This is a genomic window from Adlercreutzia sp. St.1H8 (assembly GCF_059728655.1).
In genome coordinates, this window is record NZ_AP039376.1 from 469,658 (window position 1) to 496,047 (window position 26,390).

General features: G+C 67.8%; 21 protein-coding genes. 17 read left to right on the forward strand and 4 right to left on the reverse strand.

All coding sequences use genetic code 11. From position 1 onward, the window contains the following. The first annotated feature begins 24 nt into the window (after nucleotides 1-24). Complete coding sequence (locus AC6I0Y_RS01570) at nucleotides 25-798, forward strand: amino acid ABC transporter ATP-binding protein (RefSeq protein WP_497732599.1); 774 nt, start codon at nucleotides 25-27, stop codon at nucleotides 796-798. A gap of 323 nt (nucleotides 799-1,121) precedes the next feature. Beyond that, nucleotides 1,122-2,267, forward strand: a complete 1,146-nt coding sequence (locus AC6I0Y_RS01575; RefSeq protein WP_497732601.1) for a serine/threonine protein kinase — start codon at nucleotides 1,122-1,124, stop codon at nucleotides 2,265-2,267. Nucleotides 2,268-2,900: 633 nt separating this feature from the next. Here the strand turns inward: AC6I0Y_RS01575 and AC6I0Y_RS01580 are convergent. Next, nucleotides 2,901-3,551: a hypothetical protein gene (locus AC6I0Y_RS01580; protein ID WP_497732602.1), complete on the reverse strand. Its 651-nt coding sequence runs from the start codon at nucleotides 3,549-3,551 to the stop codon at nucleotides 2,901-2,903. A gap of 187 nt (nucleotides 3,552-3,738) precedes the next feature. Between AC6I0Y_RS01580 and AC6I0Y_RS01585 the strand changes: the two genes are divergently transcribed. The 9 genes from AC6I0Y_RS01585 to AC6I0Y_RS01625 all read left to right on the forward strand — a co-directional run bounded on the left by AC6I0Y_RS01585 (nucleotide 3,739) and on the right by AC6I0Y_RS01625 (nucleotide 16,536). Further along, complete coding sequence (locus AC6I0Y_RS01585) at nucleotides 3,739-4,815, forward strand: DMT family transporter (protein WP_497732603.1); 1,077 nt, start codon at nucleotides 3,739-3,741, stop codon at nucleotides 4,813-4,815. A gap of 614 nt (nucleotides 4,816-5,429) precedes the next feature. Continuing rightward, entirely contained in the window at nucleotides 5,430-6,719 is a 1,290-nt protein-coding gene (locus tag AC6I0Y_RS01590) for an MFS transporter (RefSeq protein ID WP_497732604.1), read from the forward strand. A 258-nt stretch (nucleotides 6,720-6,977) separates the two neighbouring features. After that, nucleotides 6,978-9,587, forward strand: a complete 2,610-nt coding sequence (locus tag AC6I0Y_RS01595; protein ID WP_497732605.1) for a molybdopterin-dependent oxidoreductase — start codon at nucleotides 6,978-6,980, stop codon at nucleotides 9,585-9,587. A 3-nt stretch (nucleotides 9,588-9,590) separates the two neighbouring features. Beyond that, nucleotides 9,591-10,412, forward strand: a complete 822-nt coding sequence (locus tag AC6I0Y_RS01600) for a 4Fe-4S dicluster domain-containing protein (protein WP_497732607.1) — start codon at nucleotides 9,591-9,593, stop codon at nucleotides 10,410-10,412. 114 nt (nucleotides 10,413-10,526) lie between these two features. Continuing rightward, nucleotides 10,527-11,939, forward strand: coding sequence for an SLC13 family permease (locus AC6I0Y_RS01605; RefSeq protein ID WP_497732609.1), 1,413 nt, complete (start codon nucleotides 10,527-10,529; stop codon nucleotides 11,937-11,939). 178 nt (nucleotides 11,940-12,117) lie between these two features. After that, on the forward strand, nucleotides 12,118-13,359 hold the full coding sequence (locus tag AC6I0Y_RS01610) for a LysR family transcriptional regulator (protein ID WP_497732611.1): 1,242 nt from the start codon (nucleotides 12,118-12,120) through the stop codon (nucleotides 13,357-13,359). A 709-nt stretch (nucleotides 13,360-14,068) separates the two neighbouring features. Beyond that, nucleotides 14,069-15,379, forward strand: a complete 1,311-nt coding sequence (locus tag AC6I0Y_RS01615) for an MFS transporter (RefSeq protein ID WP_497732613.1) — start codon at nucleotides 14,069-14,071, stop codon at nucleotides 15,377-15,379. Nucleotides 15,380-15,966: 587 nt separating this feature from the next. Next, nucleotides 15,967-16,233 carry a DUF4160 domain-containing protein gene (locus tag AC6I0Y_RS01620; RefSeq protein ID WP_497732615.1) on the forward strand — a complete coding sequence of 89 codons (267 nt, stop codon included), beginning with the start codon at nucleotides 15,967-15,969 and terminating at the stop codon, nucleotides 16,231-16,233. Between the two features lie 9 nt (nucleotides 16,234-16,242). Then, nucleotides 16,243-16,536 carry a DUF2442 domain-containing protein gene (locus AC6I0Y_RS01625; RefSeq protein ID WP_497732617.1) on the forward strand — a complete coding sequence of 98 codons (294 nt, stop codon included), beginning with the start codon at nucleotides 16,243-16,245 and terminating at the stop codon, nucleotides 16,534-16,536. Nucleotides 16,537-16,653: 117 nt separating this feature from the next. On the opposite strand, the gene AC6I0Y_RS01630 is transcribed toward AC6I0Y_RS01625, so the two are convergent. The 3 genes from AC6I0Y_RS01630 to AC6I0Y_RS01640 all read right to left on the reverse strand — a co-directional run bounded on the left by AC6I0Y_RS01630 (nucleotide 16,654) and on the right by AC6I0Y_RS01640 (nucleotide 20,835). After that, entirely contained in the window at nucleotides 16,654-17,484 is an 831-nt protein-coding gene (locus tag AC6I0Y_RS01630; RefSeq protein ID WP_160710063.1) for an SDR family oxidoreductase, read from the reverse strand. A gap of 45 nt (nucleotides 17,485-17,529) precedes the next feature. After that, nucleotides 17,530-19,647 carry a TRAP transporter permease gene (locus AC6I0Y_RS01635; RefSeq protein WP_497732619.1) on the reverse strand — a complete coding sequence of 706 codons (2,118 nt, stop codon included), beginning with the start codon at nucleotides 19,645-19,647 and terminating at the stop codon, nucleotides 17,530-17,532. A gap of 174 nt (nucleotides 19,648-19,821) precedes the next feature. Then, nucleotides 19,822-20,835 (reverse strand): TAXI family TRAP transporter solute-binding subunit, encoded by a 1,014-nt coding sequence (locus AC6I0Y_RS01640; RefSeq protein WP_160710061.1) that lies wholly within the window; start codon nucleotides 20,833-20,835, stop codon nucleotides 19,822-19,824. Nucleotides 20,836-21,038: 203 nt separating this feature from the next. Between AC6I0Y_RS01640 and AC6I0Y_RS01645 the strand changes: the two genes are divergently transcribed. The 6 genes from AC6I0Y_RS01645 to AC6I0Y_RS01670 all read left to right on the forward strand — a co-directional run bounded on the left by AC6I0Y_RS01645 (nucleotide 21,039) and on the right by AC6I0Y_RS01670 (nucleotide 26,237). Then, on the forward strand, nucleotides 21,039-21,956 hold the full coding sequence (locus AC6I0Y_RS01645) for a LysR family transcriptional regulator (RefSeq protein WP_497732621.1): 918 nt from the start codon (nucleotides 21,039-21,041) through the stop codon (nucleotides 21,954-21,956). 113 nt (nucleotides 21,957-22,069) lie between these two features. Then, a complete protein-coding gene (locus tag AC6I0Y_RS01650; protein WP_160710059.1) occupies nucleotides 22,070-22,504 on the forward strand; it encodes a universal stress protein in 435 nt (144 codons plus the stop codon). A 13-nt stretch (nucleotides 22,505-22,517) separates the two neighbouring features. After that, entirely contained in the window at nucleotides 22,518-23,699 is a 1,182-nt protein-coding gene (locus AC6I0Y_RS01655) for a pyridoxal phosphate-dependent aminotransferase (RefSeq protein ID WP_370520316.1), read from the forward strand. 1,118 nt (nucleotides 23,700-24,817) lie between these two features. Further along, nucleotides 24,818-25,435, forward strand: coding sequence for a winged helix DNA-binding protein (locus AC6I0Y_RS01660; RefSeq protein WP_160710058.1), 618 nt, complete (start codon nucleotides 24,818-24,820; stop codon nucleotides 25,433-25,435). Nucleotides 25,436-25,575: 140 nt separating this feature from the next. Continuing rightward, nucleotides 25,576-25,812 carry an antitoxin gene (locus tag AC6I0Y_RS01665; RefSeq protein ID WP_497732624.1) on the forward strand — a complete coding sequence of 79 codons (237 nt, stop codon included), beginning with the start codon at nucleotides 25,576-25,578 and terminating at the stop codon, nucleotides 25,810-25,812. Nucleotides 25,813-25,823: 11 nt separating this feature from the next. Continuing rightward, on the forward strand, nucleotides 25,824-26,237 hold the full coding sequence (locus tag AC6I0Y_RS01670; RefSeq protein WP_160710056.1) for a type II toxin-antitoxin system VapC family toxin: 414 nt from the start codon (nucleotides 25,824-25,826) through the stop codon (nucleotides 26,235-26,237). Nucleotides 26,238-26,390: the final 153 nt, after the last annotated feature.

Sequence of the window (26,390 nt, forward strand, 5' to 3'; positions counted from 1 at the left end):
CCCCGAGCCCCCAAGGAGGACTTCATGGACGAGAAGACCGGCGCCGCCGGCAGCCACGTGAACTACGACGAGCCCGTCGTGCGCATCGAGGGGCTCAAGAAGGCCTTCGACGACAACGTCGTGCTGCGCAACGTCAACCTGGAGGTGTATCGCGGCGAGGTGGTGGTCATCCTCGGGCCGTCCGGCTCGGGCAAGTCCACCATGCTGCGTTGCATCAACCTGCTGGAGACGCCCACCGACGGACGCATCTTCTTCGAGGACGCCGAGATCACGGGCAAGAAGACCGACATTAATAAAGTACGCGCCCAGCTGGGCATGGTGTTCCAGAGCTTCAACCTGTTCCCGCACCTCACGGCCAAGGGCAACGTCATGCTGGCCCAGCGCAAGGTGCTCGGCCGCTCCAAGGAGGAGGCCGAGCGCATCGCCGTGGAGGAGCTGACCAAGGTGGGCCTGGGCGAGCGCATCGACTACAAGCCGGCGGAGCTCTCCGGTGGCCAGCAGCAGCGCGTGGCCATCGCGCGCGCCTTGGCCATGAGCCCGCATGTGATGCTGTTCGACGAGGCCACGAGCGCGCTCGATCCCGAGCTCGTGCGCGATGTGCTGGGCGTCATGAAGGAGCTCGCCCGCGGCGGCATGACCATGATCGTGGTCACCCACGAGATGGGCTTCGCCCGCGAGGTGGCCGACCGCGTCATCTTCATGGACGGCGGCGTCATCGTGGAGGAGGGCACGCCGGAGGAGGTCTTCGACCATCCCCAGTCCGACCGCACGAAGGACTTCCTCGGCCATATCGCGTAGGTGATCGGTGCTGGCGCGGGCGTTCGCTCCGGCTCACTGCCGGGCCCCGCGGGCGGTTGGCTCGCGGGGCCTTCTTGCGTCGGCGCGCGACCTCGTTGCGGCAGCCTTCGCTCCTTCTTCTCTCCCGAGTGCGCCGAGGGCGGCCGTCGTGTACGCGGCTCCGCCTGCGCCCCGGCGGCCGCGCGGCCGCGTCGCGCGCCCATCCTCCTTCGCTGGTCTGCGGTTTTCCCATCGGCAAGGTCAACTTCGTCATACTTAGTTAATGCACCTGTTACCAAAAGGTGGTATAACGTCACTGCACGTAATAACGAAAGGAGATTTTCATGACGAAAATCGTCAGCTCGTGGAACGACTGGGATCCGCTGAAGCGCGTCATCGTCGGCCGCTGCGACAACTCCGTCATTCCGCCGGAGGAGCCCGCCACCTCCGAGAAGGTGCCCGTTGATTCCGAGATGCGCGGCATGTGGGGCCTCCGCCCGCTCGAGACCGTCGAGCGCGGCAACGAGTGCCTCGAGAACCTCGTGAAGATCCTCGAGGATCACGGCGTCATCGTTGACCGCCCGACCCCGCTGCAGTGGAACCAGGCCATCGGCACGCCGGACTTCCGCAACGACTCCATGATGACCTGCATGCCCCCGCGCGACATCCTGCTGACTGTGGGCAACGAGATCATGGCCGCTGCCAACTCCTTCCGCTGCCGCTACTTCGAGTACCTGGCCTACTGGCCGCTCATGGAGCAGTACTTCGAGGAGGACCCGGAGTTCAAGTGGACCCAGGCCCCCCGCCCGCGCCTGACCGACAAGTCCTACAAGCACAACTACTACGATGAGAAGATCTCCCTGGAGGAGCGCCTCGTCCGCACGGCCAACAAGGACTTCGTCACCACCGAGGTGGAGCCCATGTGGGATGCCGCCGACGTGATGCGCATGGGCAAGGACCTGTTCATCCAGCACGGCCTGACCACCAACCGCGCCGCCATGGACTGGTTCCAGCGCTACTATCCCGACCTGCGCGTGCACGCCGTGAACTTCCCCGGCGACCCGTATCCCATCCATATCGACGCCACCTTCGTGCCGCTGCGTAAGGGCCTGATCATCAATAACCCGGTGCGTCCTCTGCCCGAGGAGCAGCGCGCCATCTTCGAGGCCAACGACTGGCAGATCGTCGAGGCTGCGCAGCCGGCCCACACCGAGCCGCCGGCGCTGTGCTACTCGAGCGTGTGGCTGTCCATGAACTGCCTGGTGCTCGACCCGAAGACGGTCATCGTGGAGGCTTCCGAGGTGTACCAGCAGGAGCAGATGGACAAGCTGGGCATGAACGTCATCCCCTGCGACCTGCGCGACGCCTACCCGTTCGGCGGCGGCCTGCACTGCTCCACCGCAGACGTCTACCGCGAGGGCAAGTGCGAGGACTACTTCCCGAACCGCGTCCCCGACCCGACGCTCGTGCGCCCGGAGATGTGGTCCTAGGCCGCAGCTCGCAAAGGCGCCGGGATGCTTACGCCTCAGCGCTGATCTGGACGAAGGGGCCCGCTTGAGAGAGCGGGTCCCTTTTTTTGTGCCCTCGCGGGGGGTGAGGGGGGCGGTTGGGGCGTGGGGCGGGGTGTGGCGGCCGAGCGAGTTCGCGTGAAACTGTGCAAAATCGACGACTTTGCGACAAACTCATCGGCAACACCCTAGGCGGGCCCCGCAAATCACCAGGTCAGCGGGAATCCTGACTCCTCCCCCAACGAAAACGCGCCGAAGGGGCCGCTGAAATCCCCCGCGTTTGTCGCAAAGTCGTCGATTCTGCACAGTTTCGGCGGCATTGGGCGCGTTCGCGCGTGCGGCTGGCGCGGGCGTGAGGCGATGGGCGCGGCAGCCGTTTGTCGGGGGGGCGAACCTGGCGACCTCGGCGAGCGTCGACGGAGGCGGGGGGGTCGGCTGGCGGCGGGGGCGATGGATGCGGGGCGCGAGGCGGGGCATCGGGCCGCCAAGCCCGGCGGGCGCGGGCGTGCCGGGGCCCCGCCGGCGATCCAGCCGACGCCTCCCGCATCAGTGCGAGAGCCAGGATTCGCCTGCCGCGGGCGGCCCGCTTCGGCTTGCGCGCTGCCCCGCGGGGCCCTACCCGGTGAAGATGCCGGCCCAGGTGGTGGCGGCCCGCTGGACGATGCCCACGAGGCGCACGCCGGTGGCCGGCAGGATGACGTTGTGATACAGCAGGCGCACGGTGGGGCCCACTACCAGCAGGTTCACCGCGATGGCTACGGCCACGGAGAGGGGAGCCTCGGCGGCGATGACGGCCAGCGCTCCGTCGGGGCCTTGCAGCAGCAGCGTGACGACGGCGCACATGAGCGGCGCCATGATGCTCACGTTCAGCACGACCATGGCGACGTTGAGGGCCGCCCCGCGAAGATGCGGACGAATCCAGCGCCCGGCTATGAAGCCCGCGACGCGGTTGGCGAAGCCCAGCTTGAGCGCCACCGCGATGCAGTAGGAGAGCGGATAGAGCCAATGCGAGGTGAGAAAAAAGGAGATCCCGCTATGGTGCATCCCGTTGAAGGTGGTCATGATGGTGACCATACCGCCTACCATAAGCAGCAGGAAGAGGGCGGCGCCAGGGCCCTCCTTGGGAGCGGGGACGGCGCCTCGCAGGCAGTCGAGGTAACCGTATCGACGCTCGCGGGAGGCGACGGGGCGAGACGCGCTCGCCGAATCGAGCGCGCAGGAGGTCGGGGCCTGGTCGGCCCGCTTGTTCGTATCAGCGGATTTCATGGCTTCAGTGTACTCCCGCGCCTGGGTCGGCCATCATTCCTCCACAGCCTTATTCCACGAGCGGCGGCGGGCGGCGCTCGTGGCGGTCGCGCATCGCGCCCGGCAAAGGAGAATGAGCGCTGCCCCATGTTCCCGAGGGCTTGGCCCGTGTACAATGGCGGGGCTGATCTTGAGGGAAGGACGCGCGGTGGCGAACGACGACTACCAGATGAACCGGCGCCTCGGCGTGGCCGCGGTGCTGGTGGCCACGACGGGCATGGGCCTGTCGGGCCTGCTCACGCGCGGTGCCACGCGCGTCGACTTCTTCGGCGCCGAGCTGGTGGGCGGCGAGTCCGTCGGCGCCTTCATGACCGTGGGGCGTATGGTGATGGGGCTCGCCCTGTTCGTCGCGCTGCTGCTGGCCACGGGCAAGGGCGGGCTCTTCCGCCGCACGCGGCTCACGCCTGCCATCGCGCTGGGCGGCCTGCTGTCGGGCGTCTCCTTCGCCTTCTACATGGTGGCGGCGCTGCTGACGACGCTCGCCAACGCGGTGTTTCTCATCTACACGGGCCCGCTGTTCTGCACGCTGCTCGCACGCGTGTTCCGCAAGGAGCCCATCAGCCGCTTTCAGGGCATGTGCTTGGGGGCCGTGTTCGTCGGCATGCTGCTGACCTCGGGGCTCGTGAGCTTCGATGAGGCGGGCCTGACGGTGGGGTCGCTCCTCGGCGCGGCCTCCGAGGAATATCCGCTCCAGGGACTCGGTAACGCCATGGGCCTGCTCTCGGGCGTGCTCTACGGGGTGTCGTTGTTCTGCAACGGCTATCGAAAGGACTGCGACTCCACGGTGCGGGGCGTGTGGAACTTCCTGTTCGCCAGCGCAGGCTCGCTGGCCGTGGCCGTGGCGATGACCGGCGCGTGGCCCCTGGGCGAGGTGGCGCTGGCACCGGTCAACTGGGCCTTCGCCGTGGCGCTGTGGGTGATCTGCGGGCCGGTAGGCATGGGCTGCCTGCTGGTGGCTGGGCGCAACCTGCCTGCTGTGGAGTACGCCACCATCTCGTACTGGGAGTGCGTCGTGTCGCTGGCGGCAAGCGCGCTCGTGTTCGCCGAGCCGCTCTCAGCGGCCACGCTCGCGGGCGGGGCGCTCATCATTGCCGGCGGCGCCCTGCCTGCGCTGAGCGTTCTGCGCGCGCCGGCCGCCCAGCCCGATGCCGCTGTCGCGCCGGCATCGACACCGGCGCCCGCCGAGGCGGAACTCGACCTCGACTTCGATCCCCGAGGCGCCTAGCGCGTCCGGCGTCGGCGTCCTCGCTAGGTACCGCCCGCCCCGCGCGCTCCCTGCCTCGGGTGCCCCCTGCTCCCGCCCTGCGCGCCCCCGCCTCGGCCCTCGCCCCCCCCGCGTGTGCCCCCCCTCCGCCTCTCCCGCCGTCTGCGGCCCCCTCGCGCTGGTCTCGCCTGAAACATGGCCAAAAACGACGACCTGACGACACTCGCGCGCTCGCGCATCGCGGGTTTTCGCGCAAAACCCCAGGTCACGGTTTTCACGCATGAGGTAAAACGTTCCCCCGCCGCGAAATTCGCCTCCCTGCCGTCGTCAGGTCGTCGTTTTTGGCCATTTTCCGCGTCAGATTCGCGCAAGCCAGCAAAGCCTCCCTGCTCTGCGAGCCTTGCCCGCGGTATGATTTCGCCCCTGCCTGTCAGGAGGGCCCGTCGACGGTACCTCCATGCACCATCTGCGGAAATGCCGACGGCCTCACGTGCCACGCCTCCGGGCGGCTCGCTTGTTGCGTATGAGTCTCAACGTTTCGTTCAATCCCCTGCAAGGCCCCGCTTCTGGTGCCCTGGCCGGCGCGTTTGGCACACTGGCCCCGTATTCGACGGCGACGGGAGATAGGGGATCTCATGACGCTTTCCGTGTCGAAGTTCGGTGTTCAAGCGGGCCAGCTCACTCCCGCGCAGCGGTGGCTCTGCTTCTCCGCGCTGTTCTTCTTGGGCTTCACAGCCACGTTCAACCAGTTCAAGGTGGCGCCCGCCATCCAGTACATCGGCATCGACCTGGGCATACCCGTTGACATGCTCAGCCAGATCATGGGCGTGTTCTCCATCGCGGGCATGCTCTTGGCCTATCCGGGGATGTGGGTGATGCAGCGCTGCGGGGTGAAGTCGTCCATCGTGGCAACGGCCTGCATCCAGCTCATCGGATCGGCGGTGTGCGCCGTGGCCACTACCGCACCGGTGTTTCTGGTAGGTCGCACGCTCGAGGGCGTTGCCTACGGCCTGGTATGCGTTATCGGGCCCAACATCATGCCGCGCCTGTTCCCGCTGCGCAACCAGGGAGCGGCCATGGGCATCTGGTCGCAGTGGACGCCGATGGGCGTGGTCATCGCGTTCTTCTCGGCGCCGCTCATCTACGACGCGGCCGGCGGCGTCAACGTGGCGTTCTCGTGGCAGCCTATCTGGTACGTGTCGCTCGTGATGGAGGCCGTGGCCATCCTGTGGCTGCTCGTCAGCTGCAAGATGCCCGCTGTGCCCGAGAACGAGCTGGTGGCCGGCGACCCGTCGCGCCGCCGCGCGCCCGGACGCAACTTCCTGCTGGCCGGCTTCATGGTGTGCGCCGTGTTCTTCGTGTGGGTGTACGTGTACGTGGCCAACATCAACACGCTCTACCCGACGTTCCTGCAGAACGTGAAGGGCCTCGGCGTGTTTGACTCCTCCATGCTGCCCAACTGGACGGCCATCATCACCATTCCGCTCGGCATCGTCTTCGGCATCTTGGCCGACCGCTACCGATTCCGCAAGGCCATGGTGGTCGTGGGCTACCTGATCGTGGCCGTGAGCGTGGCGTTCTTCTTCTACACCTCCGGCGTCGACATGGTCGGCCCTTGGGCGGGCTGCGTCCTCATGGGCCTGGCGGGTGCCCTCGTGCCCACCGGCACCCGTGCCATCGCGCCGGTGCTCGTTCCCGAGCCGCGCAAGACCGACCTGGTGCTGGCCACTATGGCGTTTGCCACGGGGCTTGCGCAGGTGGTGGGCGGCTACGTGGTGTCGCCGCTCGTGACGCAGCTCGGCTATCAGGTCAACGCCCAGGTCATCCTGGCCCCGATGGCGGTGCTCGCCGCGGTGCTGGTGGCCGTGTTCGTGAAGTCCGACCGGGCCGTGGCCCAGGTGCGCGCCGAGGAGGAACGCGGTTAGAGCCAGGTTTCGGCGCCATTTTGGCAGTAATCGGCAGTTTGGTACGCCTGGTTGCGTCCAAGCGCGCGTGGCGCCGCGCAAAACCCCAGGTCGGCGAAAGCTAGGAAGCCGGCGAGACGCTCAAGCAGCCGCCAGGGCCGTCGAAAAGCGTACCAAACTGCCGATTACTGCCATCTCAGAAGGAAAAAGTGGCAGTGGCCTCGGCCTGCGGGCTGGAGGCGCCCGAGAAAGTCCGACAGGTGCGAAGAGAGGAGACCCATGAGGACCAAGGACAGAACCGTCGTGCACAACCTGGGCCTGGAGGCCTGCGGCGGCGGCGCCAACATGGTGGCGGCCGACGTGCTCGACGGCAAGCTGGTACGCATCCGCCCGATGCGCTTCGATGGCGACTACACGGAGGAGGAGCTCAACTACTGGCGTCTGACCGGCCGTAACGGCATTACGTTCGAGCCGGGGATGAAGACGCCCACGCCCAACTTCCCCCTCACCTACAAGCGGCGCACCTACTCGCGCAACCGCGTGCCGTTCCCGATGCGCCGCGTGGACTGGGACCCGGAGGGCGAGCGCAACCCGCAGAACCGCGGCACGAGCAAGTACGTGCGCATCAGCTGGGATGAGGCCTGCCGCCTCATCGCGGCCGAGATTCGCCGCGTGCACGAGGAATACGGCCCCTACTCCATCCTCTGCCAGGCCGACGGCCATGGCGAGAGCAAGGCCGTCCACTGCTGCCATGGCTGCCAGACGCGCCTGCTCGACCTGTGCGGCGGCTACACGGTGCAGGCACGCAACCCCGACAGCTGGGAGGGCTGGTACTGGGGCGCCAAGCACGCCTGGGGCATGGATCCGGTGGGGCAGAACACCTTTTCCACCAACACCGCCCAGGACATCGCGCAGAACTGCGACGCAATGCTCTACTGGGGCTGCGACCTGGAGACCAACACGTCAGCCTGGGGCGGCCAGCTGGCCAGCCGCCTGGCGTACTGGTTCGATGACTGCGGCGTGAAGCACATCGCCATCGCGCCCGACTGCAACTACACTGCGGTGGTGCATGCCGACAAGTGGCTGCCCGTGCTGCCCAACACCGACGCGGCCCTGCAGCTGGCCATCGCGTACGTGTGGATGACCGAGGGCACCTACGAGAAGGAGTACCTGGAGACCCACGCCATCGGCTTCGACTGGTTCGAGTACTACGTGCTCGGCAACGAGGACGGCGTGGCCAAGACGCCGGAGTGGGCCGAGCCTATCTGCGGCATCCCCGCCTACAAGATCAAGGCCCTGGCGCGTTACTGGGCCAAGCACAACGTGTCCATCGCCCACTGCAACGGCGGCTCGTTCATCCGCAGCGCGTTTGCCACGGAGCCGGCGCGCCTGGAGGTGTACCTCATGGCGATGCAGGGCATAGGCATGCCGGGCCGCACCACCATCAAGTTCATCGAGTGGACGCTGTTCGGCATGGCGTCGTGCAGCCCGCTGCCGCCGTCGAAGGTGGCGCCGTCCACGGCGGCCTGCTTCAACGGCTGGGTGATCGGCTCCAACCCCGACCACACCATCGCCAAGTGCCACGTCCACAAGGCGCTGCGTGGTGAGCGGCTTTCCTGGTACGGTCACGGCACCGCCGCCAACGACCGTCCCGACCAGTTCATCGAGCTGGAGTTTCCCGTGGGCGACAACGCGCCGGTGAAGATGCTCTGGTCGGACAACCCCGCGTTCTCCACCAGTCTAAACGGTGGCAACGAGTACCTCGACGCCCTGCGCAGCGAGAACCTGGAGTGCTACGTGGTGCAGGCGCCCTGGTTTGAGGACGATGCCCGCTTCGCCGATATCGTGCTGCCCATCACCACCAAGTTCGAGTCGGCCGACTTCGGCACCGACGCCGACTCGGGCCAGTGGAACGCCGTCATCTACGAGGAGCAGGCCATCGAGCCGGTGGGCGAGGCCCGTACCGACTGGGAGGCGGTGCAGTCGGTGGCGCGGGCGCTCGAGTCCTACGGCGGCGTCTACGAGAACCTGTGGCAGCGCCTGACCGAGGGGAAGGATACCGAGCAGCAGGTGCGCGAGGGCTACGAGGCCTGCGGCATCCCCGAGGCCGAGCGCGACTGGGAGGCGTTCAAGGAGCGCAAGTACCAGCTGATCCCCACCGTAGAGGGCTGGGAGCAGCAGCGCGTGGGCCTGTCGGGCTTCTACGAGAACCCGGAGGCGTTCCCGCTGTCCACCCCCACGGGCAAGATCGAGTTCTATGCGACGGGGCTGGCCGAGCACTTCCCCGACGACGCCCTCCGCGGGCCGGTGGCCCACTGGATCGAGGCGGGCGACGGCCACGATGACCGCCTGTCGAGCGAGCGCGCGCAGGCCTACCCCTTCCTCGTGGAGTCCAACCACCCGCGTTGGCGCGTCCACGCCGAGTTCGACGACGTGGAGTGGTTCCGCGAGATCGAGACGTGCAAGGTGGTGGGCCCCGACGGCTACGCCTACGAGCCCGTGTGGCTCAACCCCGCGGATGCCGCGCGCCTCGGCATCGAGAGCGGGGACGTGGTGCGCGTGTTCAACGAGCGCGGCGGCGTGCTCGGCGGCGCGCGGGTGACCGAGCGCGTGCGTCCGAGCGTGGTGTACATGGACCACGGCGCCAACAGCGACCTCATCGTGCCGGGCATCGGCGGCCTCGACCGCGGCGGCGACATCAACCTCATCTGCCCCACGGCCACTACCTCGCGCAACGCGAGCGGCGAGGTGACGAGCGGGTATCTGGCCGGCGTGGAGAAGGTGGACGTCTTCGAGCTGGCGCGGCGCTATCCCGAGCAGTTCGCCCGCGGCGCCAACCGCGGCGGCGCCGGCGGCGACGTGCGCGATTACCTGGAAGGGGAGGAGTAGGACATGAAGACCATCCTGGTTGACCTCGACCGCTGCAACGGCTGCTTCAACTGCCAGCTGGCCTGCAAGGACGAGCACTGCGGAAACGACTGGCGCCCCATCGCGGCGCCCCAGCCCACCACCGGCCAGTTCTGGTGCCGGGTGGACCAGCGCGAGCGCGGGCGCGTGCCCGTGGTGAAGGTGGCCTACACGCCGGTGTTCTGCGGCATGTGCGACGACGCGCCGTGCCTGGCCGCGGCCACGGACGGCGCCGCCTACCGGCGCGAGGACGGGCTCGTGGTCATCGACCCGGAGAAGGCGCGCGGCCAGCGGGCCATCGCCGAGGCGTGTCCGCTGGGGCTCGTCTACTGGAACGAGGAGCTGGAGACCCCGCAGAAGTGCACCGGCTGCGCCCACCTGCTCGACGACGGCTGGACGGAGCCGCGCTGCGTGGACGCCTGCGCCACCGGCGCCCTGCGCTACGTCGACGCCGAGGAGGCCGCGGCCGAGCTGGCCGCCGCCGAGCCGGCCGATGAGCTGGCGGAGCTGGGCTCGCATGTGCGCTACCTGCACAAGCCGCGCCGCTTCGTGGCGGGTGCCGTGGCCGACCGCTCGGTGAACGAGGTGGTCATCGGCGCGCGCGTGACCGTCCGCGATGAGGGGGGCGCCGTGGTGGCCGAGCTGGCCACCGACGAGTTCGGCGACTTCTCCTACGAGGGCCTGGCCGAGGCGCGCTACCGCGTGTCCATCGAGGCGGACGGCTACGTGCCCGTGGAATTGGAGGCCGACTGCACGGAGCGCGACGTGGTGTTCGACGACGTGCTGGTGGTGCGGGCCGACGCCTAGGGCGGACGGCCCTGCGGGGCGCGTGAGGCGCGCCTCAGGGGATGGAGGGCCCGCGCCCCGCGCGCGGGCCACGTGGGGGCGGCGCGCGGCGCGGCCCCGGAAGGAGCTGTATCTATGAAGCAGAAGAGCATGCCGCTGCGCCTGGGCATCACGCTCATCGGCCTGGCGGCCATCGCGGCGGCCTACCTGGCCCCGGCGCCGGCCGGCCTTACGTCGTCGGCGCTTACGGCGCTCGTCGTATTCCTCGTGGCCATCGTGTTCTGGGTGACCGAGGTCATGCCCATCGCCATCACCGGCTGGGCCATGGTGGGGCTCTTGCCCCTGCTGGGCGTGCTCACGCCCGACGAGGCGTGGGCGGCCTCCATCAACAACGCCATCATCTTCTACCTGTGCTGCTTCGCGTTCGCCTGCTTCATCGGGCGCTCGTCCATCGCCACCCGGCTCACGGGGATGATCCTGCGCTGGGCGGGGACGAGCTCGTCGCGCGTGCTGCTGGGCTTCATGGCGGTGACGGCGCTCATCTCGTCGCTCATGGACAACCTGCCCCTGTGCGCCGTGATGCTGCCCATCGCCTATGGCGTGCTCGACGCCAACGACACGCCCCTCGGCCGCAAGTCGCCGTTCGCGAAGTGCCTGGCTATCGGCATTCCGTGGGCCGCGGCCATCGGCGGCATGATGACGCCCGCCGGCTGCATCATCAACGTACTCACCCTGAGCCTGCTCGAGCAGAGCTTCGGCCTGCAGATCAGCTTCGTGCAGTGGATGGCCCTCGGCATTCCCGCGACCATCATCCTCGTGCCGGTGGGCTGGCTCGCGCTCACGCGCATCTTCAAGCCTGAGGCGCTCTCGCAGCAGGCGGTGGACGCCGGCATCCGCCAGGCCGACGAGCTGCCGGCCATGCCGCGCACCGAGGTGGCCGGCGTCATCGTGATGCTCGGCACGCTGGCCGTGTGGGTGGCCGGGTCGTGGATCCCCGTGCTCAACACCACCGTGGTGAGCCTGGTGGCGCTCGGCCTCATGTTCTTCCCCGGCGTGGACGCCATCCAGTTCGACGACTTTCTGGCGGACAGTCCCTGGGGCATGATGCTGCTGATGATGGCCGTGAACGTGCTCGTGGCCGGGCTTGTCGTCACCGGCGCCATCGAGTGGGTGGTGGCCGTCATCATGGCGCCCATGACCGCATGGCCGCTCGTGGTGACCATGGTGGCCCTGTCGGTGATCGCCTGCCTGCTGCACAACGTCATTCCCGCCGGCCCTGCCTGCGCCGGGCTCATCGCCGTGCCCTTCGCCACCATCGTCGTCTCCATGGGCGGCAACTTGGCGGCGGTGTGCGCCATGGTGGCGTGGTGGTCGGCCATCGCGTTCATGCTGCCGCTCGACGGCGTGCCGCTGCTGTCCTACGCGAGCAGCCGCAAGTACTTCTCGTTCGGCGACATGCTGAAGGTGGGCTGGGCGCCCAGCGTGGCCCTCGTCATCGTCACGGTGACGCTCACGCCCGCCACCTGCCTGCTGCTGGGCCTGGCCTAGGGCCTGCTGGGGCGCGCGGGGCGCGGTCGGCCGACCGCGTGGCGGGCGGATCTGCCCGCAGATCCGGCTCGCGCTCGCGCCGCGCCCCGCTTGCGGTGTCCTGCCGATGCTTTGCCGTTCGCGCCCAAGGTGGTACCCTCGCCTTGGGCGCGGCTCTTTGTGGGGAAGGATGGGCGGTATGAGGACGAGCTACCTGCGACACTTCGTGGATATAGCCGAGCTGGGATCCATCGCGGCGGCGGCCCAGCGCAACTACATCACCTACCAGGGGATGAGCCGCTCGCTCTCGGTGCTCGAGACCGAGCTGGGGTGCGAGCTGTTCAAGCGTACCCCCAACCGCCTGACGCTCACCTCCTGCGGTGAGGCGCTGCTCGGCGACGCGCGGGAGATGCTCGCCCTCCAGCAGCGCATGACCGAGAAGGTGGCCGCCTTGCGCGAGCGCACCGTTCAGGCTTCCGAGCTGCCCATCAACGTGTTCCTCAACAACATCGCCTTCGACGCGGCGCTGTTCAGTCCCCTTACCGACAGCTTCGAGGGCATCTTCGCCAACGCGCGCTACCTCCAGTGCGACAACGCCGGCGTGGTGGACAACCTCATCGCGCGGGCCGACGACGGGCAGAGCGTCAACCTGGGGCTGCTGTGCCTGTTCAGCACCGATGACCAGCGCAACGAGGAGCTCGTGGAGCGCCTGCGGGCCAACGGCTTCGTCTACCAGCCGTACCTGCACTCCTTCGACTCGGCGCTCGTGTCGAGTCGCTCGCCCCTCGCGCGGAAGAAGGCGCTCAGCCGGGCTGATGTGCTCTCGCAGCCCATCGTCTCGTCTGATGGCGATGTGCGCCGCGTGGCCGAGCGGCTCTTCGGCGAGCAGGCCATCCGCATGGTGACGAGCGACAGCGCCTTCCGTTTCCGCGTGGTGGCCAACAACGAGGGCATCACCTTCGTGCCCGCCTTCCACGTGCTGGTGGATGCGGCGGGGATGGAGCGCGATGCCACCGTCATGGTGCCGCTCAAGGAGCCCTACTACCTGGAGGTGGGTTTTGCCGCCCGGCGCGAAGTGTGGGAGAGCCCCTATATCCGCAGCGTGCTCGCGCGGCTCAACGCCTACTACTCGCGGTTTGCGGACTCGCCCTACCTCACCCTCATCGCGAGCGACCTCACGCTGATGCAGCTTGCCGACGGGGAGCAGCGCGGCTGCGACGAGCATCGGCTGAGCGTGCTGGCGGCCGCCTACGACCTCTCGCCGCGTGAGCGTGACGTGTTCCGCCTGCTCGCCGACGGGTTGACTGCCGAGCCGGTGGCCGAGCGCCTGTGCGTATCGGTGCCCACGGCCAAGAGTCACATCTACCGCATCTACAAGAAGCTCGGCATCCACTCCCAGAAGGAGCTCATCGTCCTGGCGGCGGGGGAGGACGTCGGCTGACGCGCTTGCGCGTGTTTCGCGCCCCGGGGGCGGCCTGCGCCCTGGAGGCGGCTGCGTCTTCGGGGGAGTCCGCGTCCCGGTGCGCCCCCACTACTCGGTGCGCCCCCTGTCCCGCCCCCCGTCCCCCCCCGCGCTGGCTTCGTCCGCAAAAGTGGCCAAAAATGACGACCTGACGACGGCTGGACGCCTGCATGCCGCGGGCTGCCGCGCAAAACCCCCAGGTCACGGTTATCCTCGGCGAACAAAACGCCCTCGTACCGCAAAATCCGCCCCTCTTTTGTCGTCAGGTCGTCATTTTTGGCCACTTTTGCGGGCCAGATCTGCGCGTGATGGCGTTGGCTCTCCGCCGGGGGGGGGCTGGTGGCCCTCGGGTGTCAAGGCTCGCGGAGGATGCCGATCCGCCTGCTCCCGCCCCTCCTGCGTGGGGCACACGAGCGCCGTTGGGTTAATTCCCGGGGCGCGTGTCCTCCAGGTGCGGTATGCTAGAACCGGCCCTCGGGGGAGGGGCACGTTCGTTAACAAGTAGTCAGCAGGTCGATGCGCTGGATGCGCCGCCACGGGCGGCAAGGCAAGGCATCCGCGGCGCGGTGGCACGCGGCACCGACCCGTAGACTGGTTAGTTGGCTCTCTTGTCCTTCACGCGAGGCGTAACTGTCCGCGGGTTCGCCGATGCCCGGCTTCGGCGCGTCCTCGTTGGTTGGGAGAAGCTATGAGCCAAGCCACCGCCGCTCCGGAGGGCGGCATCGTCAAGAAGGTCGCGCTCTCGTCGTTCCTCGGGAACTTTATCGAGTGGTTCGACTACGGATCCTACGCGTACTACGCCGTCATCATCTCGGCCGTCCTGTTCTCGGCCGACGACCCCGACACCGCCGACCTCATCGGCACGTTCGCGGTGTTCGCCATCTCCTTCGTCATGCGTCCCATCGGCGCCCTGTTCTGGGGCTCCATGGGCGATAAGAAGGGGCGCAAGTGGACGCTGTCGGTGTCCATCTTCCTCATGTCGGGCGCCACGTTCCTCATCGGCTGCTTGCCCACCTACGCGGCCATCGGCTTCGGCGCGCCGCTGCTCCTGCTGCTGCTCCGCATGATCCAGGGCTTCTCGGCGGCTGGCGAGTACGCCGGCGCGGCCACGTTCCTGGCGGAGTACGCGCCCACCAAGAAGCGCGGCCTGTACTGCTCGCTCGTGCCGGCGTCTACGGCGGTGGGCCTGCTGGCGGCCTCGGCGCTGGCCTTCGCCACCACCGCGTTGCTGTCACAGGAGGCCGTGCTCAGCTGGGGCTGGCGCGTTCCGTTCCTCTTGGCCGGGCCGCTCGGCTTCATCGCCCACTACATCCGTACCAAGCTGGAGGACTCGCCCACCTACCAGGCCATGCAGGAGGTCGTCTCCGGCGAGGAGGGCGACACGCCGCATCCCGTCCGCGACCTGTTCCGGGGGCACCTGCGTGAGCTCATCATCTCGTTCGGCGCCTGCACGCTCAATGCCGTCGGGTTCTACGCGGTGCTCACCTACCTGCCTACCTACCTTGAGACCGCGGTGGGCATGCCCACCGGCGAGGCGCAGATGGCCACCAACATCGCGCTCGTGGTGTACGTGGCGTTCATCTTCATCTCGGGCAAGATGTCCGACCGCTTCGGCCGCAAGAAGATGCTCGTCACGGCCTGCGTGCTGTTCGTGCTGCTGACGGTGCCGGCGTTCATGATCCTCAACACCGCCCAGTTCGGGCTGGTGCTCATCGCCGAGCTGGCGCTGTGCTTCATCCTCACGCTCAACGACGGCACGCTGTCGTCGTACCTGACCGAGACGTTCCCCACCGAGATGCGCTACACCGGCTTCGCGCTGTCGTTCAACCTGGCCAACGCCATCTTCGGCGGCACGGCGCCCATGATCAGCACCTGGCTCATCGCCGTGACCGGCTCCACCATGTCGCCGGCCTGGTACATGGTGGCCGTGGCCCTCGTGGCGCTCGTGGCCATGGCGCTGTCCCACGAGAACTCCCACAAGCACCTGGACGAGATCTAGGGGCGTGCGGAAAGCATCCCAGCGAGAGGGGCCCGGTGCAGCACCGGGCCCCTCGCTTTGCGTTGGGTGGGAAAACTTGACTGAGGAACGCACGGCTCGTTAGTGTCGAAAGACCTACGGATGCCTGATGACGAGTGTAAGGAGGCTGGCTCCCACGGCGGAAACCTATGCTCTGCTGCGTCTTGGTCTCCCCCTCGGACTGACCGCTTCGGTCATCTGGGGAGGATGCCGGGGCGAGCGAGTCAAAGTCGAAGGCGTCTGTTCTCCTGCTGAGCATTCGACGGAGCGGGCCTTCGTCTCCGGATTTGGAGCGCCTGAAAAATCCGATGGCTTCTTCATTGGGTCGCTCCTGCCGAACCGCCTGCTTGACGACCGGGTGTTCAGCGTCTTTCCTTTGACTCGCTCCCACTGCTTAACAATGGTGCCCTCATCGTCCCTCTCTCCTTCGACTGGGAAAAGGGCGACACGGAGGAAAGGTGCGCGCCCGGAGTGATGCCTATCGTGTCGCCCTTTTGTGTTGAGGGAGTGGCTGGCTGATATACTTCTCCTGATACCGGTTTGCTTTGCAGTAGGAAGGCGGGTGTGCTATGCCGGAGATCAGCCGCTTCTACGGCATCATAATCAAGATGGTCTATCAGGACACCGGGCAGCACAACAAGCCTCATGTTCACGTTTACTATGGTGACTATCGGGCATCGGTGGGCATTGATGGCGAGCTGCTGGCGGGTTCTCTGCCTGTCAAGCAGATGAAGCTTGTGTCGGCATGGCTCACGCTCCATGAAGATGAGGCGTATGGTGCTTGGAACAAAGCAGTGGCCGGCATTCCCTTTGAGAGAATCGAGCCGCTTCGTTAGGAGGTTCTTATGTATGTGGTCGATGGCGTCGCCTATGCGGGTGAGCTCGTATCGGGCATAGAGATAGTGGCGGCACGGGTGGTCGACGAGCTCTCCATGCTCGTCGAGTTCTCTACCGGGGAGACACGGCTGTTCGATGCGGCGTACTTGCTTGAGATGCCAGCCTTTGCCCCTTTGGCCGACAAGGCGGTTTTCGATGCTTTCTTCATTGATCACGGGGTGATGACGTGGCTTGATGGTGATATTGATCTTGCCCCAGAGTCCCTCTATGCGCACAGCTTTCCCTATGAGAGGGTGGCTTGACGAGATCTAGGGAAGCACGCCCTCCCCCAGGAGGCGCAACGCAAAGCGAGGGGCCCCGGCGTAGCGCCGGGGCCCCTCGTGCATGTGCGCGGCCTCTTGCGTGTCGGCTGTCCTGCGCTACAGCGTGCCCATGTAGCGGGCGAGCTCGTCGTCCCAGGCGGGGATGTCCACGCCTGACATCTCCAGGAGCAGGCTCTCGAGCACCAGGTGCTCGGCCGTGCGCGGATCCTCCTCGGCCACCAAGACGGCGGCGGGATCGTAGCCGGCCAGCTCGAGGATCTTGGCCGCGAACCCGTAACGGCTGGTCGATCCGGTGTTGGCCACGTGGAAGGTGCCCGTGAGGTGCTTGTCCAGCGCCGCCACCAGGAACTTGCAGTAGAAGTCCACGCTGGTGGGGGAGGCCACCTGGTCGGTGCGCGCCGCGTAGGTGCGCCCGGCCTCCGCTGCGTCCAGGATGTCGCGGAACCGGCCGCTCTGGGCGTGGTAGAGCCACGACGAGCGCACGATGAGATGGTCGTCGGTGGTGTTGCGCACCATCATCTCGCCGGCGCGCTTGGACTTGCCGTAGGGGGTGGTGGGGTGCGGGTTGTCGAACTCGTTGACCGGCTCGGGCACCACGGCGGCGTACACGTCGTCGCTCGACACCTGCACCATGAGCGCGCCGATGGCGTTGGCCGCCAGCGCCACGTTGCGGGCGCCGAGCGCGTTCACCTCGTAGGCCTTGATGCGCGTGCCCAGCGTGGTGGCGTCGCGGCGGATGCCGGCGCAGTTCACGATGGCGGCGGGCATGACCTCCTGCGCGAACCGCTCGAGGTTCTCCGAGTCGCTGACGGAGAGCTCCGCGTCGGTGCCTACCACGCGCTTGCCGGCGGCCTCCAGATGGGCGCACACCTCGCCGCCGAGGAACCCCTTCGCGCCCGTGACCCAGATGATGTCCTGCTTCTCCATATGATCCTCCAACCAGTCGGTGGGCCTGTCTCAGGCGCCGGGCGCCTAGCGGGCCGCCTCCATGTCGTTCGCGTCGTCCTCGAGCGCGGGTACCGCGGCCTCAGCCGGGGTGGCGCTACCCTTGGCGCGCCGCCCGAGCAGCCACTGGAACAGGCAGATGGCGAACACGACGGCGAATCCGACGACGTCGGACAGGCTGCCCGGAATCATCATGGACAGGCCGCCGGCCACCAGCGCCACGCGCAGCACCGGGTTGACCTTGCTCTTGAACAGGAACCCGTTGAGGGCCACGGCCACGCCGAACAGGCCCACGAGCGCCGTTGTCATGTTGAGGGCCACGGTGGCGGTGGTCACGTCGCCCTGAAGCAGCAGGCTCGGGTTCATGGCGAAGATGTAGGGCACGATGAACGCCGCGATGGCCAGCTTGGACGCGTTGACGGCCGTGGCCATGGGCTTGGCCTTGGCGATGGCCGCCGCCGCGTAGGCCGCGAGTGCCACCGGCGGCGTGATGTCGGCCACGATGCCGAAGTAGAACACGAAGAAGTGGGCGCAGATGGGGTTGATGCCGAGCGCCATGAGGATGGGCGCGCAGGTGGAGGCCATGATGCAGTAGTTGGCCGTGGTGGGCACGCCCATGCCCAGCACGATGCAGCAGAGCATGGTGAACACGAGCCCGATGATGAGGAAGTCGCCTGCCGCCATGACGATGACGTTGATGATGGTGGACGCGAGGCCCGTCACCGTGATGCAGCCGGCGATGAGGCCGGCCATCGCGCAGGCCACGGCCACGGAGATGACGTTCTTGGCGCCCGCCGCGAAGGCGTCGATGGTGGTGAACAGCGCCATCTTGCACGTCTCGCCGAAGACCGACCCGAAGCGAGCGCCCTCGGCGCGCTCGCGCCAGTTGGTCAGCAGGAAGTTGATGAAGCCGATGACGAAGGCGCCCGCGATAGAGATGGCGGCCGACACGGCCATGGTGCGCGCGCCCGAGGCCACCAGCCACACGAGCAGGACGAGCGGGATGATGAGGTAGCAGTTCTGCAGCAGGTACTTGAACGTGGGCAGCTCATGGCGCGGGATGCCCTTGAGCCCGAGCTTCTTGGCTTCCAGGTGCACCGAGATGAAGATGCCGGCGAAGTAGAGGAAGGCGGGGATGATGGCCATGACGGCCACCTCGAGGTAGGGGATGCCGATGTACTCGGCCATGAGGAAGGCCGCCGCGCCCATGATGGGGGGCATGATCTGGCCGCCGGTGGACGACGCGGCCTCCACGGCGCCGGCGAAGGGCGGGCGGTAGCCGGTCTTCTTCATCATGGGGATGGTGACCGACCCGGTGGTGACGGTGTTGCCCACCGACGAGCCCGACACCATGCCGCACAGGGCCGACGCGATGACGGCCACCTTGGCCGCGCCGCCGCTCGACCAGCCGGCGATGCGGTTGGCCAGCGCGATGAAGAAGTTCGCGATGCCGGTGCGCTCGAGGAACGCGCCGAAGATGATGAACAGCACGATGTAGGTGTAGCACACGTTGATGGGCGTGCCGATGACGCCGCTCGTGGTGTAGAACAGCTTCTGCACGATCTTGCGCAGGGCGTCGTAGACGGCCACGTTGTTGCCGGTAGTCAGCTGCCAGTAGAACGCGTAGGCCACCAGGCACGCCACCACCACGATGATGGGGATGCCCACGCAGCGGCGGCACAGCTCCGCCAGCACGAGGATGCCCACCACGCCGAGCGCCACGTGGAGCGGCTGGATGCGCGCGCCCATGAGCAGGATGTCGGTGCAGTTGAGCGCGAAGTACATGAACGCCCCGAACCCGGCCAGCATGAGCACGATGTCGTACCAGGGAATGTGGTTGACCTTGTGTCCCGTCTTGCGCGCCGGGAACATGAGGTAGCCGATGACCACGATGAACGCCAGGAAGCGCGCCAGGCGCGCCTCGGCCTGCTCGACGGAGAGCAGCGTCATGGCCATGCAGTAGACGGAGAAGGCCACGAGGATGACCGTGAAGACGATCTTCGGCACGCCCTCCCAGATGCGCGTGTTGGACTCGCGGTCGTACTTGCGCATGACCTCCTCGGCGTCTATCGCCGCGCCGTCGGGGGAGGTGGCCAGAAGCTCGGCCTCCGTCTTGGTCTTCCCCTTCTTCTTGAACAGTGCCATGGGCTCCTCCTTCTCTTCCCTGGCCGAAACGATTTGGGTGAGTAAATCGCTTAGGTAAGGGAAGGATACGGCCAAGGGTCGCGCCGGCGGTGCGTCGGCGCGACCCTTGGTTGGTCTTGCGATGGTGCGTCAGCCGGCGTGGGCTCGCGCCCCTCCGGCCTGGTTAGGCGGCAGCTACTTGCCGACCGTGATCTCCTGCTCCTCGAAGTACTTGGCGGCACCCGGGTGGTAGGGGACCGACGTGATGCCGGCGGCGTCCTCGATCACCAGCTCCTTGTACTTCGCGTGGGCGTCGGCGTTGCTCTCGGCGCCCTCGAAGAGGGACTTGGTGAAGTTGTAGATGGCGTCCTCGGAGACCGAGTTGTTGGCGATGACGACCGCGCCCACGGACACCGTGGTGGTCGGGCCCTCGAGGCCGTAGGTGTCAGCCGGGATGACGGCCTTGCTGTAGTAGGGCGAGATGGCCATGAGCTCATCGACGTGCGCATCATCCATGGAGACCAGGTAGGCGGTCTTGGTGGTGGACAGGTCGGTGATGGCGGTGGTGGGGGCGCCGGCCACGATGAAGGCGGCGTCGATCTTGTTGTCCTTCAGGGAGTCGGCCGAGTCGGCGAAGCTCTGGTAGACGGGGTTGATGTCGTCGAGCGTCAGGTCGTACACGCCGAGCACGTCGAGGGCGTTGAAGTACACGCCAGAGCCGGCGGCGCCGACGGAGACGGTCTTGCCGGCCAGGTCAGCGACGGTCTTGATGGACGGGTCGCAGGTGACGATCTGCACCTGCTCCTGATACAGGTCGGCCACGATGGAGAAGTCCTTGTAGGGCGCGCCCTCGAACAGGTTGGTGCCGTCATAGGCGTAGGCCAGCACGTCGGACTGGCAGAACGCGATGTCAGCGTCGCCGTCCTCGAGGGCCTGGATGTTGGCCTGGGAGCCGTTGCCGGCCAGGGCGGACACGTTCACGCCGTAGTCGCCGTTGGTGGCGAACTGGCCGAGCACGTTGCCGTAGGCGTAGTAGGTGCCGGACTCGCCGCCGGTGACGAAGCGCAGGTTCTCCGTCTGGGTCTTGGGGGCGTCGGCCTTGGCGTCGGTCTTGGAATCGGTCTTGGCGTCGCCGCCGCCGCAGCCGAAGAGCCCGAACGCCAGCAGCGCGGCGCAGGCCGCCGCTGCCAGAATCTTCGTTTTCTTCATGTTCCCTCCTCATAGGGCTCGTTGTCAGAACGCTGTCCATCCTACGCCTCCTGAGCACAATTCCCGCTGCCTTTGACAAGTATTTTCGGTCAAGTCACAAAAAAATATGGTAGATATGACGGAAAGCGAGGTTCGGGCCGCCGCCCCGCGGCGGCTGGCGCCGTGCGGGAGAGCGCATGCGGCGGAGAGGGAGAGGAGCGGCCGTGGCCGTCGAGTCGTTGGACTGGTTCGTGCAGCTGGCGGAGAGCGGCACCTTCACCCGCGCCTCGGAGGAGCTGCAGGTGTCCCAGCAGACCCTGAGCTCGCGGCTGGCGGCGCTTGAGCGCGAGCTGGACACGCGCCTGGTGGTGCGCAGCAACCCGCTGGCCTTCACGCGGTCGGGCGAGACCTTCCTCGCCTACGCCATCGAGCAGCGCGATGCCCGCATCCGCATGCTGCGGCAGCTGGGGGAGACGAGCATCGGCGGCGCCGGCGTGCTGAAGGTGGGCGTGTCCAACGTGCGCGGTCGCCTGCTGCTGCCCAACATCCTGCGTCAGTTCCACGAGAGCCTGCCCAACGTGGCGGTGAAGGTGATAGAGGGCGCGAACGAGGAGCTCGTGCGCCTGGCGGAGGCCCACGAGGCCGATGTGGTGATCGCCCGGTTCGATGGCGCTGCGGGAGACGTGGAGGTGCACCCCCTCTATGAGGAGGAGGTGGTGCTGGTGGCGACGCCTGCGGTGCTCGGCGCCGCCTTGGGCGTAGCGCCAGAGGAGGCTGCGGCCCGCGCGCCCGAGCTGGGCCTGGAGGCCCTGGGGGCCTGCCCGTTTCTGCTTGAGCCCGTTGATGACATATCCGGGCGCATCGCCCATGCCGAGCTGCGCCGCGCCGGCATCCGCCCCCGGGCGCTCGTGGAGGGCAACGACATGATCACCCTGCTGCGCTTGGCCCACGACGGGCTGGGCGCCGCCTTCTGCCCCACCCTCGTGCTGGAGGAGATGCCCCAGGTGGCGGACGGGCTCGTGCGCGTGGGGCTCTCTCCTGCCGCGCGCTACCGCATCTCGCTCGGCACGCCGGCCGGCATCGGCCCGTGGAGCGCGCGCTCCGTCTTCGAGGACATCGCCGGCGCGCTGTACGGGGCCTAGGCTGCCCGCGGCCTCGGCCGCAGGCCGTCTTTCGGGGGCCGGCGCGGCCCGTTGGCGTTATCCTGTTGCTAGCCGCCTCGCGGGCGGCGAAAAGACGGATAACGGAGGATCCCATGAGCACCTACCAACGCATCTTCGCCGCCCTGGACGGCACCGACGCGCAGAACGCCGTCATCAGGCGAGCCGTGGCCCTGGCCCGGGCCAACGGCGCCGCGCTCTACTTCGCCCACGTGGTGGACTCGCTGCCAGCCGACGCCAACGGAGCCGACTACCAGGCCCTGGCCGCCGGCGTGCGCGAGGCCATGGAGGAGAACCTGGCCCCGATGCTCGAGGAGCTCGCGAACGACCCGCGCGTGCCGTCCTGTGAGTTCAAGGTGGGCGTGGGCCGCGTGGTCGATGTGCTCGAGGAGCACGTGGGGGAATGGGAGCCCGATCTCGTGGTCTGCGGCGAGCGCGGGTACTCCGACATCAAGTACGCCTTCGTCGGCAGCGTGTCGAAGCACCTCATCCGCACCTGCCGCTGCGACGTCCTCGTGGTCAAGGAATAAGGGGGAGGAACCGGTGATCAACCAAGCAATGTACGCCCTGGGTGACGAGCCCAGCGCCATCCGCGAGCTGTTCGCCTACGGGATGGCCCGCAAGGCTGAGGTGGGGGCCGAGAACGTCTTCGACTACTCCATCGGCAACCCGAGCGTGCCCGCGCCCGAGCGCGTGCGCGAGACCATCCTCGCGCTGATGGAGGAGGATCCGGTGGCCCTGCACGGCTACACGCCCGCCGCGGGCGACCCGGCCGTGAAGCAGGTCATCGCCGACTACCTCGCCGAGCGCTACGGCGTGCCGGCCACGCCGGGCAACCTGTACCTGACCGCCGGCGCGGCGGCGGGGCTCGCCATCTCCATCAGCGCCCTCACGGTGCCCGGCGATGAGGTCATCGTCATCAGCCCCTACTTCCCCGAGTACAAGACGTGGATCGACATGGCCGGCTGCACCATCGTGGAGGTGCCGGCCAGCGTGCCGAGCTTCCAGGTGGACGCCGAGGCCGTGGCCGCCGCCATCACGCCGCGCACGAGCGCCGTCATCATCAACTCACCCAACAACCCGGTGGGCGCCGTGTACACGCGCGAGACCCTGGAGGCCCTGGCCGCGGTGCTCGTCGCCAAGGAAGAGGAGCTGGGCCGCCCGATCTACCTCATCAGCGACGAGCCCTACCGCGAGATCACCTACGGCGCGGAGGTTCCCTACGTGCCGTGCCTGTACCCGCGCACCGTCGTGTGCTACTCCTACAGCAAGGCGCTCTCGCTGCCGGGCGAGCGCATCGGCTATATCTACGTGTCCGACCTCATGCCCGACGCGGCCGAGGTGTCGTGCGCCGTGGCCGGCGCCGGACGTGCGCTCGGCTACATCTGCGCGCCCGTGCTGCTGCAGCGCGTCATCGCCGCCTGCGTGGCCGAGCCCTCTGACGTGGCGGCCTACGCCGAGAACCGCCGCATCCTCACCGAGGGGCTTTCCGCGCTCGGCTACGAGTACGTGGAGCCGGACGGCGCGTTCTACCTGTGGATGAAGGCGCTCGAGGATGACGCGCAGGCGTTCTCCGACCGCGCGAAGGAGTTCGAGCTGCTGCTCGTGCCCTCCGACAGCTTTGGCGTGGGCGGCTGGGTGCGCCTGAGCTACTGCATCGCCCGCGAGACCATCGAGCGCTCGATGCCCGCCTTCGCGAAGCTGATGGAGAGCTACCGGGGGTAGTCGGCTGGGGCGAGCGGCTCCCGTTGCCGATGCCTGTGCGAGGCGTCCGCCGAGAGGGCGGGCGCCTCGCTTGCGTTTGGGGGGGGGCTAGGTGCGGCGGATGTGGGAGGCGGCGGGGCGAGGACGGGGAGGCGGCGATTGCGCCGGGGCGGGCGGGGGCGGCCGCCGTCTGGCGACGCGGGCGGGGGGGGGAGGGACGACGGTGGCGGTGACGGCTGCGAGCGGGCGGGGGCCGGCGCCGGGGTAGAGTGCGGGCCGTGAGCGGGGAGAGGGGCGACGGTGGCGGTGACGGCTGCGAGCGGGGAGAGGGGCGACGGTGGCGGTTGGGCGAGGGCCGTGAGCGGGCGGGCCGGCGCCGGGGCGGGGCGCTGGGCGCGGCGGCGATTGCGCCGGGGCGGGCGGGGCGGTCGCGGTTTCTGGCCAATTTCGCCATGGTTTACGCAGCCAAAGCCCGTGATTTCGCGTAAACCATGGCGAAATTGGCCATTTCCGGTGCCAAGCACCCGTCATCGAGCGTAAAGCGCAGCGAAATTGGCCAGAAAAGGCCAAGCCTTCGACGACGGAGCTCTCCGCGCATCCGCCTGCCTTTCCGCCACGATTGCGTTCGGTGTCTCTTCTCCGACTCAGGGGGGGCTTACGTTCCGCCGCCCTCGCACCTGGGGCGCGGGGCGAGGCTGGTCAGCCGGCCTCTGCCGCTAAGCCCCTCCGCGCCGATTGCCCTCTGCCTTGAGAAAACGCGCGTTGGCCAGGATCTCTTGCGCGCACCCTCCTGGTGCGCCGGTGCGCTCGCTGCCGGGCCGTCCCGCTCGCTGCCGGAGCCATCCCGTGCTCCGCCCGGCTTCGCTCCGCTCGCCGCCGCTCGGCCTTCGCGCGCCGCTTCGTCTTGGCCCCTTTGCCGTTCGGGGGGCATGACGGGGGCCTCCCGCGCGTGGCCGCTTGCCCCCCGGCGTCCTGATGTGCGCGGGCCGTTCCCTCGCTGCCGTACGTGGCGCGAGTGTGGTGGCCTGGTCACCGTTTGGTTAACGCGGGCGGATCGTGGGAGGCGGTGCGCGTCCCTCCTTCCTATAGTGGGATTCATCGCGCCTCGTGCGCGCCGCTATTGGGAAAGAAGGAATGCCATGACTGAGTCATCGAAGGCCCTCAAGAGTCTGAAGACCGCCGCCAACTATGCCAAGCTGGCCATGCACGACCTGGGGCCGCGCAGCTATAAGAAGGGCCAGGGCGCCCTGCTCAAGGTTATCGAGAAGTTCGGCGAGGACGGCTCGATCGACAAGAAGCGGCTCGAGCGCCTGCTCGGCTGGAGGGGCGACGAGGTGCGTCGCGTTGCCGAGAAGGCCGAGGAGAACGGCTACGTCGCCATTGACGACGGGGGCTTTGAGTTCGCCGTGTCGCTCACCGCTAAGGGCGCGGAGGTGCTGAGGAAGCGCTTCGCGGTGGAGAACCACGCAGCCGATGCCGTGTTGGCTGGCTTGACGCCTGACGAGGTGGACCAGCTCGTGGCTCTGGCCGACAAGATCAGCGCCACCTGCAAGGACGACCTGGGCATCGACTACGCGCGCATCGAGAAGCGGAGTTGTCGCCACGGCCGCGGCCATAAGGCCGATGCCGGCCATCGCGGTCGACGCTGCGCCTGCAAGGGCCACGGCCATGACGCACCGCAGTACGTCTTCGTCTTCGGCGACGACGGTCGTCACGGCCGCGGCCATGGCAAGGGCAAGAAGCACGGCTGCTGCTAGCTGCCGGCGCGTCCCTCGTGGGCGACATGAGACCCGCGCAAAAGCGCCCGCCCTCCCGGCGGGCGTTTTTTCTTGCGTACAGGATATGAGAGAAGTATACTTGCAAATATACTTGTATCCCAAAAAGAAGGGAGAGGGTCATGCCCCAGCTTTCGCTCTACCTGAACGAGTCCGCCATGGACGGCCTGCGCGCAAGCGCCCGGAAAGCCAACCGATCACTCTCCCGCTACGTGGCCGACCTGGTGACGGAGAAGCAGCAGGGCCGCGGATGGCCCGTCGGGTACTGGGAGGACGTCTACGGGGCCCTGGCCGACGACAGCTTCGTCGCCCCGGCTGAGCTGGACGCGGCGCACGACGGCCCGCTGCCGCAGTTCTAGGAGGTGCGGCGGTGTACTTTCTCGACTCCGACGTGTGCATCAACCTGCTGCGGGGACGCCTGCCCCTGGCCCGCCAGCTGATGCGCCAGAGCGACCCGCGCCTGTTCGGCATCCCCGCCGTGGTGGAGGCCGAGCTGCGCACGGGCGCCCGCAAGAGCGTCCGCGCGCAGGAGAACCAGCTGCTCCTCGAGCGGTTCCTCGATCCGTTCGCCCGCATCCCCTTCGACGCCGACTGCGCCGTGGCCTACGGGCGCATCCGAGCCCAGCTCGAGGCGGAGGGGCGCGTCATCGGGCCCAACGACCTGCTCGTAGCCGCCACGGCCGTGGCCCGCGGTGCCACGCTGGTCACGGGCAACGTCCGCGAGTTCAAGCGCGTCCCCGGGCTTGACCTGGAGTCATGGGACGAGGGCGAGCTGCCCGACTGAGGGTGGGTCGCGGCGCTGCGGATGGGCGCGTGCGCCTCGTGCGGCGCCCAGGCGTTCGCGCCGGCGGGGCGGAGCGAGCCGCGATAGGGCATCAGCCCCTTTGGGCTTACATAAGGTGCTATGCTGAGAGCTGCCGGGAAAGCAACCGGCAAT